Annotated in this window: 15 protein-coding genes; 12 read left to right on the forward strand and 3 right to left on the reverse strand. The window is 35.8% G+C overall.

All coding sequences use genetic code 11. From position 1 onward, the window contains the following. Positions 1–511 precede the first annotated feature (511 nt). A complete protein-coding gene (locus AC4GZ8_RS05910) occupies positions 512–721 on the reverse strand; it encodes a DUF4083 family protein (protein ID WP_491080896.1) in 210 nt (69 codons plus the stop codon). 549 nt (positions 722–1,270) lie between these two features. On the opposite strand from AC4GZ8_RS05910, the gene AC4GZ8_RS05915 reads away from it, so the two are divergent. From AC4GZ8_RS05915 to AC4GZ8_RS05950, 8 genes are all read left to right on the forward strand, one after another. Continuing rightward, entirely contained in the window at positions 1,271–1,462 is a 192-nt protein-coding gene (locus AC4GZ8_RS05915; protein WP_491081192.1) for a beta-galactosidase, read from the forward strand. Between the two features lie 991 nt (positions 1,463–2,453). Beyond that, positions 2,454–3,818, forward strand: a complete 1,365-nt coding sequence (locus tag AC4GZ8_RS05920) for an aspartate aminotransferase family protein (protein WP_491080897.1) — start codon at positions 2,454–2,456, stop codon at positions 3,816–3,818. A gap of 6 nt (positions 3,819–3,824) precedes the next feature. Beyond that, entirely contained in the window at positions 3,825–5,354 is a 1,530-nt protein-coding gene (locus AC4GZ8_RS05925; RefSeq protein ID WP_491080898.1) for a pyridoxal phosphate-dependent decarboxylase family protein, read from the forward strand. Beyond that, positions 5,332–7,134, forward strand: a complete 1,803-nt coding sequence (locus tag AC4GZ8_RS05930) for an IucA/IucC family protein (protein ID WP_491080899.1) — start codon at positions 5,332–5,334, stop codon at positions 7,132–7,134. Before AC4GZ8_RS05925 ends, AC4GZ8_RS05930 begins: the two co-directional genes overlap by 23 nt. Continuing rightward, positions 7,124–7,729: a GNAT family N-acetyltransferase gene (locus AC4GZ8_RS05935; RefSeq protein ID WP_491080900.1), complete on the forward strand. Its 606-nt coding sequence runs from the start codon at positions 7,124–7,126 to the stop codon at positions 7,727–7,729. Before AC4GZ8_RS05930 ends, AC4GZ8_RS05935 begins: the two co-directional genes overlap by 11 nt. Then, positions 7,699–9,000 (forward strand): lysine N(6)-hydroxylase/L-ornithine N(5)-oxygenase family protein, encoded by a 1,302-nt coding sequence (locus AC4GZ8_RS05940; protein WP_491080901.1) that lies wholly within the window; start codon positions 7,699–7,701, stop codon positions 8,998–9,000. The genes AC4GZ8_RS05935 and AC4GZ8_RS05940 overlap by 31 nt, the downstream gene beginning before the upstream one ends. Before the next feature lie 9 nt (positions 9,001–9,009). Continuing rightward, positions 9,010–10,224, forward strand: a complete 1,215-nt coding sequence (locus AC4GZ8_RS05945) for an MFS transporter (protein ID WP_491080902.1) — start codon at positions 9,010–9,012, stop codon at positions 10,222–10,224. Further along, the gene (locus AC4GZ8_RS05950; protein ID WP_491080903.1) at positions 10,211–12,016 is read left to right on the forward strand and encodes an IucA/IucC family protein; all 1,806 of its coding nucleotides are present in this window, start codon (positions 10,211–10,213) and stop codon (positions 12,014–12,016) included. Before AC4GZ8_RS05945 ends, AC4GZ8_RS05950 begins: the two co-directional genes overlap by 14 nt. Before the next feature lie 128 nt (positions 12,017–12,144). Here AC4GZ8_RS05950 and AC4GZ8_RS05955 read toward each other — a convergent pair whose 3' ends face one another. Next, positions 12,145–12,342, reverse strand: a complete 198-nt coding sequence (locus AC4GZ8_RS05955; RefSeq protein WP_299090234.1) for an alpha/beta-type small acid-soluble spore protein — start codon at positions 12,340–12,342, stop codon at positions 12,145–12,147. Between the two features lie 306 nt (positions 12,343–12,648). After that, positions 12,649–12,804, reverse strand: coding sequence for a hypothetical protein (locus AC4GZ8_RS05960; protein ID WP_491080904.1), 156 nt, complete (start codon positions 12,802–12,804; stop codon positions 12,649–12,651). Positions 12,805–12,923: 119 nt separating this feature from the next. On the opposite strand from AC4GZ8_RS05960, the gene AC4GZ8_RS05965 reads away from it, so the two are divergent. From AC4GZ8_RS05965 to AC4GZ8_RS05980, 4 genes are all read left to right on the forward strand, one after another. Beyond that, a complete protein-coding gene (locus tag AC4GZ8_RS05965) occupies positions 12,924–13,529 on the forward strand; it encodes a cell wall hydrolase (protein ID WP_491080905.1) in 606 nt (201 codons plus the stop codon). A 268-nt stretch (positions 13,530–13,797) separates the two neighbouring features. Next, positions 13,798–14,613 carry a lipid II flippase Amj family protein gene (locus tag AC4GZ8_RS05970; protein ID WP_491080906.1) on the forward strand — a complete coding sequence of 272 codons (816 nt, stop codon included), beginning with the start codon at positions 13,798–13,800 and terminating at the stop codon, positions 14,611–14,613. 242 nt (positions 14,614–14,855) lie between these two features. Beyond that, complete coding sequence (locus tag AC4GZ8_RS05975; RefSeq protein ID WP_491080907.1) at positions 14,856–15,734, forward strand: DUF6843 domain-containing protein; 879 nt, start codon at positions 14,856–14,858, stop codon at positions 15,732–15,734. A gap of 165 nt (positions 15,735–15,899) precedes the next feature. Then, positions 15,900–16,121: an aldo/keto reductase gene (locus tag AC4GZ8_RS05980; protein WP_491080908.1), complete on the forward strand. Its 222-nt coding sequence runs from the start codon at positions 15,900–15,902 to the stop codon at positions 16,119–16,121. Positions 16,122–16,688: the final 567 nt, after the last annotated feature.

Below are 16,688 nucleotides of genomic sequence, written 5' to 3' on the forward strand. Positions count from 1 at the left end.
TGTTGTAATATCAGGTTTTTAAAAGGAATAAATAAGAAAATTGATCCAGGTAATTTTAGAAATTTGTAAATTTTTCAGCGATGTATTACCTATTGAAATTTACATTTTTAATTATTTTTAACAAATATTACTTTTATACAATGTCATGTCATTACTTTTAGATCATAGATAACTTCTTTGATATTCTAATTAGCAGCAGTGATACAAAGAAGGAAATCAATTTTTGGAATATTATTGGGAAAATGGAGAAAGAGAAGGAGATCGTTATTTCTCAATCCACTTTTAGTACTATAAGGGGCTTAATTTAGATGACCATTTTCTTATATAAGATCTTCAACCCTCAAGGGCTATCCATGAACAAGAATACGTGTTTAATAGACATTTTGATCTAACAAGTAAGTAGGGGCGACCTTTTAATAAGGGGCGCTTCTTCAGGGGCATGAGAGTGGAACAACTCCTGTTATAAACAGTAGAACGAAAAATCGCAGTAAGAAAAAAGGATAATTTAAGATTAATTCTTTTTATCCTTTTCAAGCAATTCTATTATTTTATCAAGTTTTCCTTCAATGTTGGATTTCTCATATTTTCTCTTAATATAAGAAGTGTAGATATAGAAAATAACTAATAAAACCAAAAAGTTTATTACAAACTTTCCAATTATAAATGTAATATCTAAAGGGTTCAATTTATTACCTGCCTTTCCACTATTTGGATCAATCATAACATAAATAAAAAATGTTTCACATTTGTTTGGAGAATGTATGAAGAAGTTTGAAAACTAGTTCGGAGTTCGCTTAGATAGTGAGAAGTGATTTTCGGCAATCGAGACGCTAATCTTGAACAAAGATTGCGTTTTTTTTATATTATCGGCCAATTACCCGAATAAAGTGTTTGCTCAGAAATCAAGGGATTTTGAAATGATTTTTATACGAAAGAGAGGATCTATGAAAAGCTATTCCGTAAAAAACGGGTGGCATAATCTACTTGTTAATCGTATTTATCATTATGCATCAGCAAGTGATTAAGGAATTGCTCTTGGCGGTGTAAAACATTGAAGACTGAAAATTGAAATAAGTAAAAAAAATCCACAAACTGCACCAAATTTGGCACGTTAAATAAAAACGACAAGAAGTATAATATGATCTGTAAGCGCTTAACAAAAAGAGGGGGAGGATTCAAATGAGATTCAAAAAGAAAGCAACCTTTGCTTTAAGTACAGCATTTCTAGCAATGTCTATACTATCCGCATGTTCAGGAAGTTCTTAGTCAAATTTCTCCAACTGTCACGAGCTATGATTATGATTGTCCATTAAGTGAATCAGGTTATTTAACTCCTAAATTTTATGCAGTCCGAGAGGCGATTATTTCTCCCCTACCTGATTTAAAAGGGAGTGAGAGCTTAAATTCATTTTTGCGTGAGGGATTGGAGCTTTTTTGTTATGTATGTCGCAAAACCTTTTGAGTATTGAAACATATTAAGCGACATTTTACGTTACATTAATTGAGCCTCTCTTATAGGTCTTTATTAATATTTTTATACTCTAATGATAAGTATTATTAACACGTCCTAAGGTAGGGTTGACTACAATTAAGGAATGAAAACACAATAATTCTATACTAATACTTCATATATTACGGACATGGATCAATGGATCCAATAGTCAATAATATTCGGGCAAAACCATTATAGCATAGTCACTTCCTCCTTTTTTCGCTGTTCAGAAAAAATACAAATCAATAATGAACTTACTGAGAGCTTGTAAATTTATATTAAATATCCTCATTTCGTACTTGAAAAATATCATATTAATTTTTAAAGATATAATGTTTTTTCTTTAAAAAAGAGTTTTTAGTGAAAAATAACTTATTTCTAATTAAATAAGAATCATATGAATAACGCCTTAAGTGAGAGCGTTTTAAAGATTGCCTAACTATACCTGTAAAAATAGTTACTAACTAATTAATCCAAAAAGCCTTGCCCGAGAAATTTGTTCTAGGCAAGCTTTTTAATTAATGAGCTAACTAACGAGATTAAGTTCCACGGGTGAGACGTTCTATCTTCTACTCTCTTAACTTGTCATTCATGTTAGGATAGGAAAAATAAATAATTAGTATGTTTTCTTTGTCATTTTAAGACTAGCTTTCTTGATCTATATTTCCTCCATAAAGATTTCTGCTTATATACTTCTTTCATTTCAGTTAGATCCATCTCCATTTTTAAAAGCAATCCTGTCAGTTACGTTTCAGTATAAAAGAACTACTATATTGAAGAGACTAACTGTAAAATAAATCCTTTTTGTAGGAGAACCTTCACATTTCCCTATTTTCAGTTGACTATGATAATCATTATCATTTAATCTAAACACATCAACGTGATAATGAAAATCATTATCATTTGAATAGAATCATCTCACATTAAATAAAATACATGTTTTAAAAAAGGAGTGTTACATATGAAAGCTGCTGCTCGTACTGTTTCACAAAATGAAGAATTGTTGAGAAAGCAAGAGCAAAGGGAATCAAATGCAAGATCTTATCCAAGAAGATTACCTCTTGCAATTAAGAGGGCAGAAGGAATTTATATAACAGACATGGATGGAAAGCAATATATGGATTGTTTAGCCGGGGCTGGCACACTGGCGTTAGGTCACAATCATGCCGTGGTACGAGAAGCGATAGAAGATGTGATGAATTCGTATGTACCATTACATACTCTTGATTTAACGACACCAGTAAAAGAGGGATTTATCGATGAGGTGTTCGATTCTTTACCAGCTTCATTTGCTGAAAAGGCGAGAATTCATTTTTGTGGTCCAACAGGTGGTGATGGGATCGAAGCAGCCTTAAAGCTAGTGAAAAGAGCTACAGGTAATAGAGCGATTCTTTCTTTTCAAGGAGGGTATCACGGCTCTACACACGGTACATTGAGTATTTCCGGAACGATTGGTCCAAAAAAGAGTATTCATGCTCTTGTCCCCGATACCCATTTTCTCCCGTATCCATATGAATACCGTTGTCCTTTTGGTGTTGGAAAAAATGGATATCATATTGGTGCAACATACATTGAAAACTTATTGGATGATCCTGAAGGAGGAATTGTCAAGCCAGCCGGTATTGTTGTGGAAGTCGTGCAGGGTGAAGGTGGTTCTGTTCCAGCACCAATTGAGTGGCTAAAAGAGATTCGCCGTATTACGAAAGAACGAGATATTCCATTGATCATTGATGAGGTACAAACAGGTATCGGTAGAACAGGAAAAATGTTTGCTTTCGAGCATGCTGGAATTGAGCCGGATGTTTTAGTTCTTTCAAAAGCAATAGGGGGAAGTCTCCCGCTATCAGTGGTTATTTATGATCGCTGCCTGGATCAATGGGAGCCTGGAACACACATCGGAACATTTAGAGGGAATCAAATGGCAATGGCAGCAGGGCGTGCTACATTACGCTTTGTTAAGGACAATCAATTACCAGAACATTCCCATGAAATGGGGACTTACTTTATCTCTCAATTAAAGTCAATACAAAAGGAAACATCCTCTATCGGGGATGTAAGAGGAAGAGGGCTTATGATCGGTGTTGAAATTATAAATCCAACAAAACAGCCTAACCAAATCGGAAGCTATCCGGCTTACCCGGAGCTTGCTAGTAAAATACAACAAGAGTGCTTTAAGAGGGGGTTAATTTTAGAGGTAGGAGGGCGATTTAGTACTGTTATTCGATTGCTACCTCCCCTAATTATTACAAAAGAGCAAATCAACGAAGTGTTAAATCGTTTTCGGGAAGCTTTGGTAAGTGCTGAATCTCAATTTGGTTTGCGATAGAAGGTGATGGAATTGAAAAATGATTTTTCACAATGGTTTCTTGATGGCGGGAGTAAAAGTGAGAATATGTATCACACCCTGATGGATAAAGTAATCAAGATTATTTCTGATAAAACAAAGACAGCGACCAAACCCTTTATAGGAGCCTCTCGTCAAGAGATTGAAGTAGCTGTGAAACAAATGCTCAACATTCCGGCAACTGGGCAGATGTCAGGTATGGTGATGGATGAAATACAAAATGTTATTGTCAAACATTCTTTGTGGGTGTCTCATCCTTCTGCGATGGCACATCTACATTGTCCGCCATTACTCCCGTCACTTGCAGCTGAAGTGATTATAAATGCGCTAAATCAATCGATGGACTCATGGGATCAGAGTCCTGCTGCTACTTATGTTGAAGCAGAATTAATAAAATTCTTTACAAAACAAATCGGCTATTCATCTGAAGCTGATGGCGTTTTTACAAGTGGAGGTACACAATCCAATTATATGGGTTTACTACTAGCTCGAAATAAAGTATGTCAAGATTTGTTTTCTGTCCGAGTACAGGAGGAGGGACTTCCGTCAGAAGCAAAAAGATTACGCATTCTTTGCTCTGAGCATGCTCATTTTACCGTGCAAAAATCAGCAGCTCAGCTTGGATTAGGAATGAATGCTGTGGTCAAAGTGTCAACTAACGATAAAAATCAATTTTGTATAAAGGATGCGAAGGTGAAAATTGATCAACTAAGACAACAAGGGCTTATTCCTTTTATGGTCGTGGCAACTGCCGGAACGACTGATTTTGGGAGTGTAGATCCAATAGCAGATATGGCCGAAATGGCGAATAAGGAAAAGTTATGGATTCACATTGATGCCGCCTACGGAGGTGCCTTGATCTTTTCTCATGCCTATCACGAGATTATTCGCAATTTACAGTTAGCCGATTCTATTACAATTGATTTTCACAAGCTTTATTACCAATCAATTAGCTGTGGTGCATTCTTCGTTAAAAATAAACAGGATTTTCAACAAATCACCTATCATGCTGATTATTTAAACCCTGAAGAGGATCTCGATGACGGAATTATGAATCTAGTAGAAAAAAGCGTCCAAACAACAAAAAGGTTTGATGCCTTAAAGCTGTTGATGACGTTTAAATTGATAGGAACCGATTTGTTTGGAGAGATGGTCGATTATACAATCAATCTAGCAAAGGGAACTTCTAAGCTCCTTAAGGATGAAGCTTGTTTTGAGGTCCTTAATGAGCCTGAGCTTAATGCTGTGTTATTCCGCTATGTTCCCAAACATCAACGTGAGGACAATCACTACATTGATGAAGTGAATCTTAAGCTACAACGCATATTCTATCAAAGCGGTGAGCTTATTATGGCTAAAACAAAGCAAGCAGGAAAAGTATATTTGAAGCTGACAATGTTAAACCCTCTTAACACGATCGATCATATGAAGACACATATAGAACGAATAAAGCAAACTGGAGAAAAAATAGAGAAAGAGCAAGGAGCGGTTCAGTATGGATATTCCATTCATTGCTAATCACCTGACGATGCAGAATATAATCAATTGCTATGTAAAAGAAACGGGAGAAGGAGATTGGAAACATGTAGAGGAAGTCTCAATCCCAATAGAAGATCAAAGCATCAAACAGGTACTAGTCATTTCATTTAAACGGCAGTCTGTTACTTTGTATATTCCGGTTCGGTATCAATCGGTAACAGAACGCCATCTGTTTGCCCCAAGGATGTTTTATCAAATAAAAAATGATGAGATGATACAGCTTGACTATATGACACTCATGGCATTTATGCAAAAAGAGTTCGTACTCGCGAACAACCAGTCCGTTCAAGCTGATGAGTTAATGCTCAGAACAATCTTAAGCTATCAAAATATAAAAAGAATCATTTCGCACAGAAGCAGTGATCTAGACGAATGCTATCAAATTGAAAAAACCTTTCTTCAATCTGAGCAATCTTTGTTAATTGGCCATCAAGTACATCCTACCCCGAAAAGTCGCCAGGGGATCGATGAAGATGAGGAACATATTTTTTCACCCGAGACAAAAGGGGCTTTCCAGCTCCATTATTTTCAAGCAGTACAGGACATTGTTGATGAGGATTCAGCTCTCCCTCAAAGTGCATCTTTACTGATTAAAGAAGAATTAAAGAAAGATCCATTTGTGACACAAGCATTTAAAGATCAGTATTGTCAGGAAGATCATTTTTCTCTTATCCCTATTCATCCTTTACAAGCACGAAAGCTATTAGGACGAGAGGATGTGTGTGAGCTTATAGAATTAGGCAAACTTACATACCTTGGTCCACAGGGAAGAGAGTTTTATCCAACCTCTTCTGTTCGGACCGTGTACCATCCGGAAGCAGGCTATATGTACAAGTTTTCGATTCCGGTAAGAATCACCAATTCTTTACGTATTAATAAACGAAAAGAACTCAGTCGCGGGGTAGAAGTAAGTCGACTCCTGCAAAGTGAGGTTTCCGAGAAGCTAAACGAATATCATCCTTCATTCCGCGTGATGGAAGATCCGGCATACATGACGTTAAAGCTTGCTGTAGAAGAAACAGGATTTGAAGTTGTCATCCGTGAAAATCCTTTTCAAGATGGGAAAGAGTCACGGACAACATTGCTTGCTGCCCTTTGTCAGGACCATATTACAGGAGAAGCTTCCCATTTAGCCAATATAATCAATCAACTAGCAAACGATGAAAAAATTTCAGTTGCTCAAGCAAGTGAACAGTGGTTTGCAGAATATTTGAAAGTGAGCTTGCGACCAATGTATTGGCTTTATCATACATATGGTATTGCGCTTGAAGCCCATCAGCAGAACTCGATTATTCAACTTGATGAACAGGGGTATCCGGAACTATTTTATTATCGGGATAATCAAGGCTACTATTTTATGGAATCCAAAGCCGAGGTGTTAAAGCAAATTGTTTCAACTTTAAATGAAAAAAGTGACACGATTTGTAGTGACTTAATTGCAGAGGAACGTTTTCGATACTATGTCTTTTTTAATCATTTATTCGGTTTAGTTAATGCTTTTGGTGTGAATCGCCTTATTAATGAACGTCGACTACTCTCAATGATTAAAGAGGAGCTCCTAGACTTAAATAAACTGTTCGGTGACGATACGAACTTATTAACTTCATTGTTGCATGAAGAAAAGCTGCCATGTAAGGGAAATTTGTTAACGAGAGTATACGATATGGATGAGCTTGAGGGATCTCTTGAGACTCAATCAATTTATGTTCATGTTAGTAACCCATTAGCGGTATTGGCAGGTGAACGACATGGAATCTAGTGTTTATGTTGAACAGAAATTTCCGTATGAACGATATGATGCTGTTAGTGAAAAGATAATCTCATTTCGTCATGTAAAAATTGCTGATGATTTAAATAGACTTCATTCTTGGATGCATGAGGAGCATGTAATTCCTTTTTGGAATCTTACTATTTCATTAGAAAATTATAGGATACATCTAGAAAAATTTATGCAGGATGATCATCAAACACTCTTAATTGGTGAACTTGATGGTGTACCAATGAGTTATTGGGAGTCGTACTGGGTAAAGGACGATATCATTGGAGAGTACTATGAGTTTGATGAATATGACCAAGGAATTCATTTGTTAATCGGCGAAAAGGAATTTCTTGGAAAAGGTCTCATCTATCCATTGTTGCTAACGATTTTATATAAAAAATTCCAAGTATCAAACACAAAACAAGTAATTGCAGAGCCAGATATACGAAATGAAAAAATGATTCATGTGTTCAAAAAGTGCGGATTTCAAGCTGTTAAAGAGGTCGAATTGCCTGATAAAACAGGTTTGTTGATGAGTTGTGAACGGAAAGTGTTTGAAAGAAGGTGGACAGATTGGCAAATCAAGAAATTTTAGATGTCATTGGAGTAGGAATAGGTCCGTTTAATCTCGGCTTAGCAGCGTTGCTTGAAAGAACAGAATGTCGTTCATTGTTTTTTGATAAAAAGTCGCGATTTGAATGGCACCCGGGGATGCTACTAGAAGGAACAACACTACAAGTGCCTTTTATGGCAGATTTAGTTACGATGGTAGATCCGACGAACCGTTTTAGCTTTTTGAACTATTTGCATGAGCAAAAACGACTATACCATTTTTACTTTTTTGAAAGATTCCATATCCCACGTACAGAGTACAACCATTATTGTCAATGGGTAGCAGAACAGCTTCCTCACTTGCAGTTTCATTGTGAGGTGGAAAATATCGAGCAAACCGAGGAAGGGACTTATCGTGTAACGGTTCTTTCAGGAGATAGAGAAGAACCAAAAACGTACGAAACCAAACATGTGGTCATAGGAGTAGGGACAAAACCGTATGTTCCTGAGAAATTTCAATCCAGTCTTGGTGATCATTTTTTTCATTCTTCCCAATATATGAGCAAACGGGAAAGGATACAAGAAAAAAAATCAGTTACTGTCATTGGTTCAGGGCAGAGTGCAGCTGAAATATTCTATGATTTATTGTCTAAACAGCCGGATCATGATTATCAGCTATCATGGTTCACAAGATCGAAAGGCTTTTATCCAATGGAATATTCAAAGCTTGGACTTGAACATTTTTCACCTGATTATACTCGTTATTTTTATCACTTGCCTAAAGAAAAGAAGAAGACGGTTTTGAACAATCAGGCATTGTTATATAAGGGAATTAGCTTTGATACGATAGCTGATATTTATGATTTACTGTATGAGAGAACGGTTGGAAATAAAGAGCCAAAGGTTCATCTGCAAGCATTGACTGAACTTTTGTCGATTGAGGAATGGAACAATCACTATCTACTCTCTCTGTATCAGCATGAACAGCAAAAAGAGAAGCAAATCGAAAGTGATATCGTGATTCTTGCGACTGGCTACCATCCTTATACCCCACACTGCTTAAAAGGTGTAAATCATCTAATTGAGCGAGACGAACTCGGACAACTTGTTATTTTAAAGGACTATAAAGTGAAGGTAAATGTCGAATCCAAAAATCATGTATTTATCCAAAACGGTGAGCTGCATACACATGGTGTTGGTGCACCTGATTTAGGGCTTGGGGCGTTTCGAAACGCGACAATTATTAATGAAATCATGGGTAAAGAAGTATATAAACTCTATGAAAATAGTGTATTCCAGCAGTTTGGGATGTAATAGAAGAGTATGAAAAAGGTTGAAAGATGGCTTGTTTATTGTTGTTTACTATTTACATTCATTTCAGAAATGCTGCTATCACCCTTTTTTCCACAATTATTTTCTAGCTATTTTCAAGTAGACGGAGTGCAAGCAACTAGCTTATTCATTATTTGTTGCCGTCTGATCGGTATTGTGATGACTCCTATATGGGCTAAAGTAGCGGAATGGATTCCTCTCCGAAAGCTTATAACAAGTGCTTTAATGGCCATGGCGGGCTGCAAATTACTGATTCCCAATGCCCATTCTTTCGAGGAATTTTTAGTAATCTCACTGGTTTTACTATTTTTTCAAAGCAGCATTTATATTCTCTATCCAGTGATGATCGCTTCATGCAAGAAAGAGGATGAAAAAGTAAAAACAACAACCACTTACTTATTTTTATTTCATGGAAGTGTAATTGTAGCTGGGATTATAGGAAGCTTCATTATCAATTGGTCGTTTCCGTTGGATAGCTATTATCTATTTGCGATCATCGATCTAGTCCTTGCAGCAGCTTGTTATTTTCTTTTATCAACACGTTATTCATTTAGCTCAAAAGGAAAAATCAGAAACAAGGAAGACCTATCTCATGCTGGGAAATGGCAAGGAGAATTTCTTATTTATTTATTCATTGTCCTTCTCTTTTTTATAGGACACCATACGATTCGCCCATATTTTACGGCATTTCTTGATCGTACCTATACCCTTTCAAAACAAGGACTAAGCTTGCTATATGTCATGCCAAGTCTTGTAGCGATCATCTTGCAGTTTTTATTGCCGAAACGCTACCTTCAATCCCATATAAAGATGATTTTCATTTGCATAACGGCGGTAACGGGAGGATTGCTATATATACAAGTGTTAGTAGAGGATATTTGGCTGTTTGTTTTCTTTCGTATTATGTATGGGATCTGCTTTTTTGTCAGTCTGGCCGCGATTGACGTCCTTTTTTTCAAAATGAGAATGGGAAAAGAATCGCCGCTATCCTATAGTCTCGTAACATCGGTCCAAAACATAGCCTTGCTTATCTCGCCCATTGCCGCTTTAACAATGGTAGAACATGACGGGGGTGAAGGTCCGTTCTTTTTTAGCGGTTTCCTTTTAATTTGTTCCGCACTACTTGCATTTTTGTTTTCAATAAGCACTCATAAAGCATCTTTATACCAAATAAAAAAAGGAGTTGGACATAGTGAAAATAAGTGAAACACCTTTACATATGTTAACAGGAGAAGCTTGGAGAGACGTAGATCAGCAGCTTTTAGCTAAAATGCTTCAAGAATTCATGTATGAAGAAATTATTACCCCGAAACTTCTTAGCGAAAAGGATGGAGTACAATGCTATGTATGGGAAGATAACAAAGGAACTATTTATTGTTTTGAAGCAAAGCCGCGTTTATTCGATAGCTTCTATGTGATACCAAGTAGCATTGAAATGATCGCTTCTGAAAAGGAAGATATACCTATGTCACTTTCTCTTCTGTTAAGTATTCAACAGGAAGGAAAGATGAGCGGATCTACAGCTGGACATTTAATAAAAGAATATTTGCATACACTAGTGGCCGACACTCATTTAAAAGAAAAATCAAAAACCTCTGATGAGTTAGTTGAATTAGATTATGCAGATTTGGAAGGAGAAATGAGTGGACATCCTTGGATTACCTATAATAAAGGTCGGATTGGTTTTGGGTATGAGGATTATATTAAATATGCCCCTGAACAACAGAAAAAGGTGCAACTTTCATGGATAGCGGTTCATAAAACGATCGGAACATTTCATTCTGTAGAAGAATTGAGTTATGATAGGCTGCTAGAACAAGAGCTTGAGCAAGAAACACGTCAGCAGTTTGCAAAGAAATTAGAGGCCAGAGGCGTACCAGCAGAGGAATATTATTTTATGCCGATACACCTATGGCAATGGGACAATGTGATTGTATCAATGTTTTCGGTTGAAATTGCCAACAAAAAGATCATTCCGCTAGGCGAAGGAAATGACAAGTATCTTCCTCAACAGTCTATTCGAACCTTTGTAAACAAAACAAACAAGGAAAAGTATCATGTTAAGCTGCCAATGAGTATTTTAAATACACTTGTTTACAGGGGGCTTCCAAGTGAAAGAACAGTGATTGCTCCTGAAGTGACAACATTTATGAAAAACATACTAAAAAATGATTCATTTTTACAAGAAGAGTGCCGATTAAGTCTATTAGGAGAGGTTGCAACCATGAATGTCGACCATCGCACTTTTTCAAAGCTAAAGGGAGCTCCTTATCAATATCTTGAAATGCTTGGGGTAGTTTGGAGAGAAAGTATTTATAATGAGTTGCAAGAAAATGAACATGCTATTACACTTGCCGCACTATTGCACGTAGATCAAGAGGGAACACCATTTGTATCAACATTGATAGAGAAGTCAGGTCTTACAGTTGAACGATGGGTGAAGGAACTAGTGAAATCCATTTTACCTCCATTGTTACATTACTTATATCAATATGGTACAGTGTTTTCACCACACGGTCAAAATACGGTGCTTGTTTTGAAAAGTTATAAGCCGGAAAGGACAATTATGAAGGATTTTGTAGATGATGTGAATATTAGTGATCAGCCATTTCCAGAGCTTGCGACGTTGTCCCCAGAGCTGAAAAAAGTATTACGAAGTGAACCGCCTGAAGGGTTAACACAATTTATCTTAACAGGATTATTTATTTGTCACTTCCGTTATTTAAGTAACATTCTTCAGGATAAGGAGCAATTTTCAGAACATCGATTCTGGAGTATTGTTCGTGAGGAAATTCTTTCTTATCAACAGAGATTTTCACATTTAGAAGAAAGATTTAAGCTTTTTGATCTGTTAAGACCAACATTCACAAAATTAACACTTAATCGAAATCGTATGTTCGATTATGGCTATGAAGATGGAGAAGACCGCCCACATGCAAGCGAATTTGGAAAAGTCAGTAACGCCCTATATGAAGTCGCGATTCAAACGACTAGCTAAATTGAATAAAATGAAAATATACTATACTTACAGGCTATCGAGATCTATCGACAGCCTGTAAGGTAAGCTTTCTTATCCACATTTATAATCTGTACCAGCCTCTTTTTCTCCTATATACTTAAAAATTATTAGAAACGGCCCATTGATTGTTGAGCCATGGCAACTAGGCGTTTGGTAATTTCTCCACCAACTGATCCATTAGCTCTTGAAGTTGTTTCAGCACCAAGGTTAACACCAAACTCTGATGCGATTTCATACTTCATTTGTTCAATAGCTTGTTTAGCACCGGGAACAACTAATTGATTGCTGTTATTATTGCGTGCCATTTTAAATCATCTCCTTAAAGTTTGTAAGAATTAGATTATGCAAGCTTGCTTAATCATAGTTTGAATTTTTAGGGATTAGTTATACATGTAAATAATGGTAATTTTAATGTATAGATTTTTTATTTAAATGATTTATGGAGCATGGTCAAAATGCAGAAGCTGATCAAGAAAAGAAGCTCTATCTATAGGAGGAAGATGGAAAAAGCCGTTTCATTTAGTTTATGAAAGATTGTATTTCAACTATCGGGGCTTTAATTGAATAAGCTAAATAAAAGGATTGAATTGGTTCTACATTAACCTATTGAGCTATCGAATTAAACGAAAAAGAGCGACCACCAATTGAGGTGTCGCTTGTTTGTTTAGACTTTGCTCTTTCAAGTCCTTCAGCTGTTCGATCAGTATTACATCGCGTTCAAATTCTTCGATAGCACCCATCATATTAAACAATAGTTTAGCAGCCAATATAAATCTCCACTAATGGTAAATCTGCCAATAATTCACTAATGTGACACCCTTGTAAACCTGTTAGCCTTGTAGATGGGCCTGTTTTTGCTCTAAAAAACAAACAGGAGGTTTACAAAATGAAAAAATTATTTACCTTAGTGATCACAATTACACTAGTAATTGGTTCTTATACTTTCTTTCCAACAACTCAAATAAATGCTGAATCAGAAGATTCTATTCAGACTAGTGACACTTTAAAATTATTATGCAAAAAATATGGTATCGACAAGAATGAAGCTGAATTAATAGACTTACGTTTTTTTAATGAAGAAGAAAAAGCCAATTCTCCAATGACCTTGATCGAAAAAAAAGATAATTCTCTAACAATCTCGAACGAAGAAAAGAATTTGCTTGCTCGTCTTGTCCACGCAGAAGCGAAAGGTGAGCCATATGTTGGTAAAGTAGCAGTTGCAACAGTTGTGTTGAATCGTGTTGAACACAAACAATTTCCTGATACAATAGAGGAAGTTATTTATGAAAAGAATGCATTTGAACCTGTTCTAAATGGTTCAATTAATGAACCTTCTGATAAGGAAGCGATGAAAGCTGTTCAGGATGCTTTGACGGATCAAGGAAATGACGATGAGTTACTCTACTTTTATAACCCTGAAACGGCAACAAGTGATTGGATTTTAACTCGTGAAGTTATTAAGACAGTCGGCAATCACGCATTCGCTATTTAAAAAGCGCGTACATGAAGCTTCGCGCTTTTTTCGTGTGCCCAGGAATGTTCATCAATTAAATAGTGAGAGTTTTCTAGAACAAGGAAAGGCGCTTATTTTAAGTTTGGGGCAAAATTGTTGAGAAGCAGTCAGTCTCCTCCACTGGATATTTATGTTAAAATGAAACTAAAAATACAGATAAGAGTTAATAGTTTTACTGTGACTACTGCAATTCTAAACAAAGGAAGTTTTTTTATAAAACAAATCACATATCTAAAAGGAGCTAATAATGGAGTTATTGACGAGTAAATTGATCATAATATCTTTATTTGTGTTAATCATTACAATGGTTGAGACACTAGCTTATTCAACAAGAATTTCAGGAACAAGAGTGAAGCTAATTGCTACTGCGATCTCTTTGTTTAGTACACTGGTGATTGTATCTAGATTTTCTACAATGATTCAACAACCTTTAACAGCAAAGCTTATTGCAGAAGCTCCTGATCTTAACAAATTAAACTTTATAGAGGAACAATATAGGATTCTAATTGGTGTCACTACTATTGGAGTCATGCTAGGGATTTTACTGTTTCCGACCTTTATCAATATCTTTTCACGAGCAATAGTGCAATTATCAAATCAAAGAGGTTCAATAATTGCATTATTTCTTAGTCAGTCCAATCTAAATGGTATTAAGAAGGTCATTAAATGTATTCGGTTACCTAGAATAACTTATTTAAAAGGAATTACATATAAAACAATTCCGAAACGACTTTTTGTAACCAATATAATTGTGTCTGCTGTATTTACAATTGGAGTACTTTCTTCAATATATGCATCAATGTTAGTTCCTGAAGATTATGCTCAAGCAGCACTAATGTCTTCAGGTATTATTAATGGTGTTGCAACAATCTTATTAACATTGTTTATTGATCCGAAAGCCTCTGTATTAGCAGATAGAGTAATGAAAAAAGAGTGTGATTACATTTACTTAAAAAGTTATTCATTAACAATGATTAGCTCTAAATTAGTAGGAACAATTCTTGCTCAGTTTTTATTTCTACCAGCTGCATATTACGTAGCTTGGTTTGCAAGTTGGATATAATTATTTGCTTTAAGATCTTTAGCAATCGGGCGCTATTCTTGAATAAGGATGTCGTTTTTTTTATTTATAATGGAATAAGACTTTCAAATTAAGCAATAAATTTAATATAACTGGAAATATGCAAAAACGTACTGGTTATATAGTCAGGGAGCAGGTTTTGTTTGTTATAGTGATTGTAGGAATAAATTCCTTTTAATGCTATAATAATTGTGAAGTTTTTCACAAAAGGGAGTGATTATTTGGTGCTAACTTTCAAGTTGAAGACGGCATTATATGCTTCTTTACTTTTTACATTGGGTTTTTGGCTGTTAGGATTGTTCCAGGAAGGAGAGGTTTTCTTTTCCTTTATGCTGGTGGTAATTCTCCTTTACTGCCTGTTTGGAAATGTGATTTATGGAGTTCCGGTTTCACTGCTGTCCGAATATCTTACAAAGAGGTTAGCCAAGTGGAGGTTTGCTGCAGCGGGATTTATACATACGATTTTAGGAGCAGCAACTTATCTTATAATGGAAGGTTTTGCTTTTTTTGCTCTATTGGCATCAGTAATCTTCTTTATTGTGGATGAGTGGAGGAAATGGGATCGGGAAATGCCTTCCGGAAAAATAGCTGCAATGAATGCCGCGGCATTTCTATTGGCTGGTTTGCTGCCGATGGGACTTCTCTGGCTGCAGGGGAAAGTCGAAATGGAAAAAAAGACTAATGATCTGTATTTAATACCAAAAGGATACGTTGGACAGGTGACAATTATGCATGAGTTTGGGTATGCTCCCGAGCCAGAAACAGAAGGGAAGTATGATGTGTTCAGCGTAAACAATAAAGGATATGCTGTAACTGCTTTGCCGCCAAGCGAGGGCTTGATTGAGGACTTATACTATTATGTTGATGAAAAGGGAAAACGTGAAGAAATTCCAGAGAGATGCATCGAGTTGGGACCATTTGGTTCAACAATGGGGGATGGGTATGAGTATTCATATACCCAATTTACTGTTGGATGCAGTGAAGATATTAGGCAAGAAGATCTTTACTATTTCAATGAAGGACTATCTGTTGAAGACATCCTTTATGAAGAAGGTATCTTTGATATGGAAAAATATAAATTTGTACCGAGGGAGTATAAATAATTTTATGTAACTGGTTTTTAAATTACTAAATTATTTATACTCTCTGAACTACTGGGGATAACCTCTAAGCGCATTCTCATGAAAAATATAAACTATGAAGGAGTTGATAGAAGTACAAAAAGTGAAAATTGCTGAGAGAGAAGTTTTTCCAATCGGTTTAGGTACTTGGAATATGGAGATGACAAGGAAAAGTATACGCAAGAATTAAATGCTTTGAAAGCGGGATTAGACGCAGGTATACAAGTTATTGATACAGCTGAAATGTACAGTAATGGGAATTCTGAAAGTTTAGTAGGTCACGCCATTAAACCTTTTGAACGAGAAAAACTATACCTGGTCTCAAAAAGTACAAAATCATTTTCAAGAATATTTTCTCCTGATGTTTAGTTATCTCTTGTCTTTGTTGATGATCCTTTTTAAGACAAGGTACGTAATCAGAAACATCATAACCTTTACCATTGTAAGGACTAAACTCCTTTGAACGTGGAATGACCAGTCATATTAAATTTAAATAGATGTAATTTTCAGAAAAAAATATGTCAAGCGGTTGACTCATTAAAGGGTATGACATATAATTTTTTTGTAGACTTTTCCTAGAGGGCTTAAAAATGTTGATGTTAGGAATTTGTTTATTCGAAAAGGTAACTTTTGAAGTTAATATACTATTTATTTTTTTTGGGAAAGTATGTCAAGCGGTTGACATATAGAAGACGAAGAATAATCCTTCCTGTAACGGGATTTAGCGTTAAATTTCAGTTAGAGTAAGCAATTATAAAATAAAAGATGATGAATTTTGTAAGCGATATCATGAAGGGGGTGATGAAAAGAGTTTTATTATACAATTTATTTTCTCTTATAGGTTAAAAAGGAAAAATTAGCATCTAGAAGGTGGTTTGACGTAGTGGACAATTTTAAATATGAAGTGTAAGTGCAACTACGCATCAGGCTTCGCCT

Source organism: Metabacillus sp. RB-C-LZQ-3-1 (assembly GCF_058315175.1).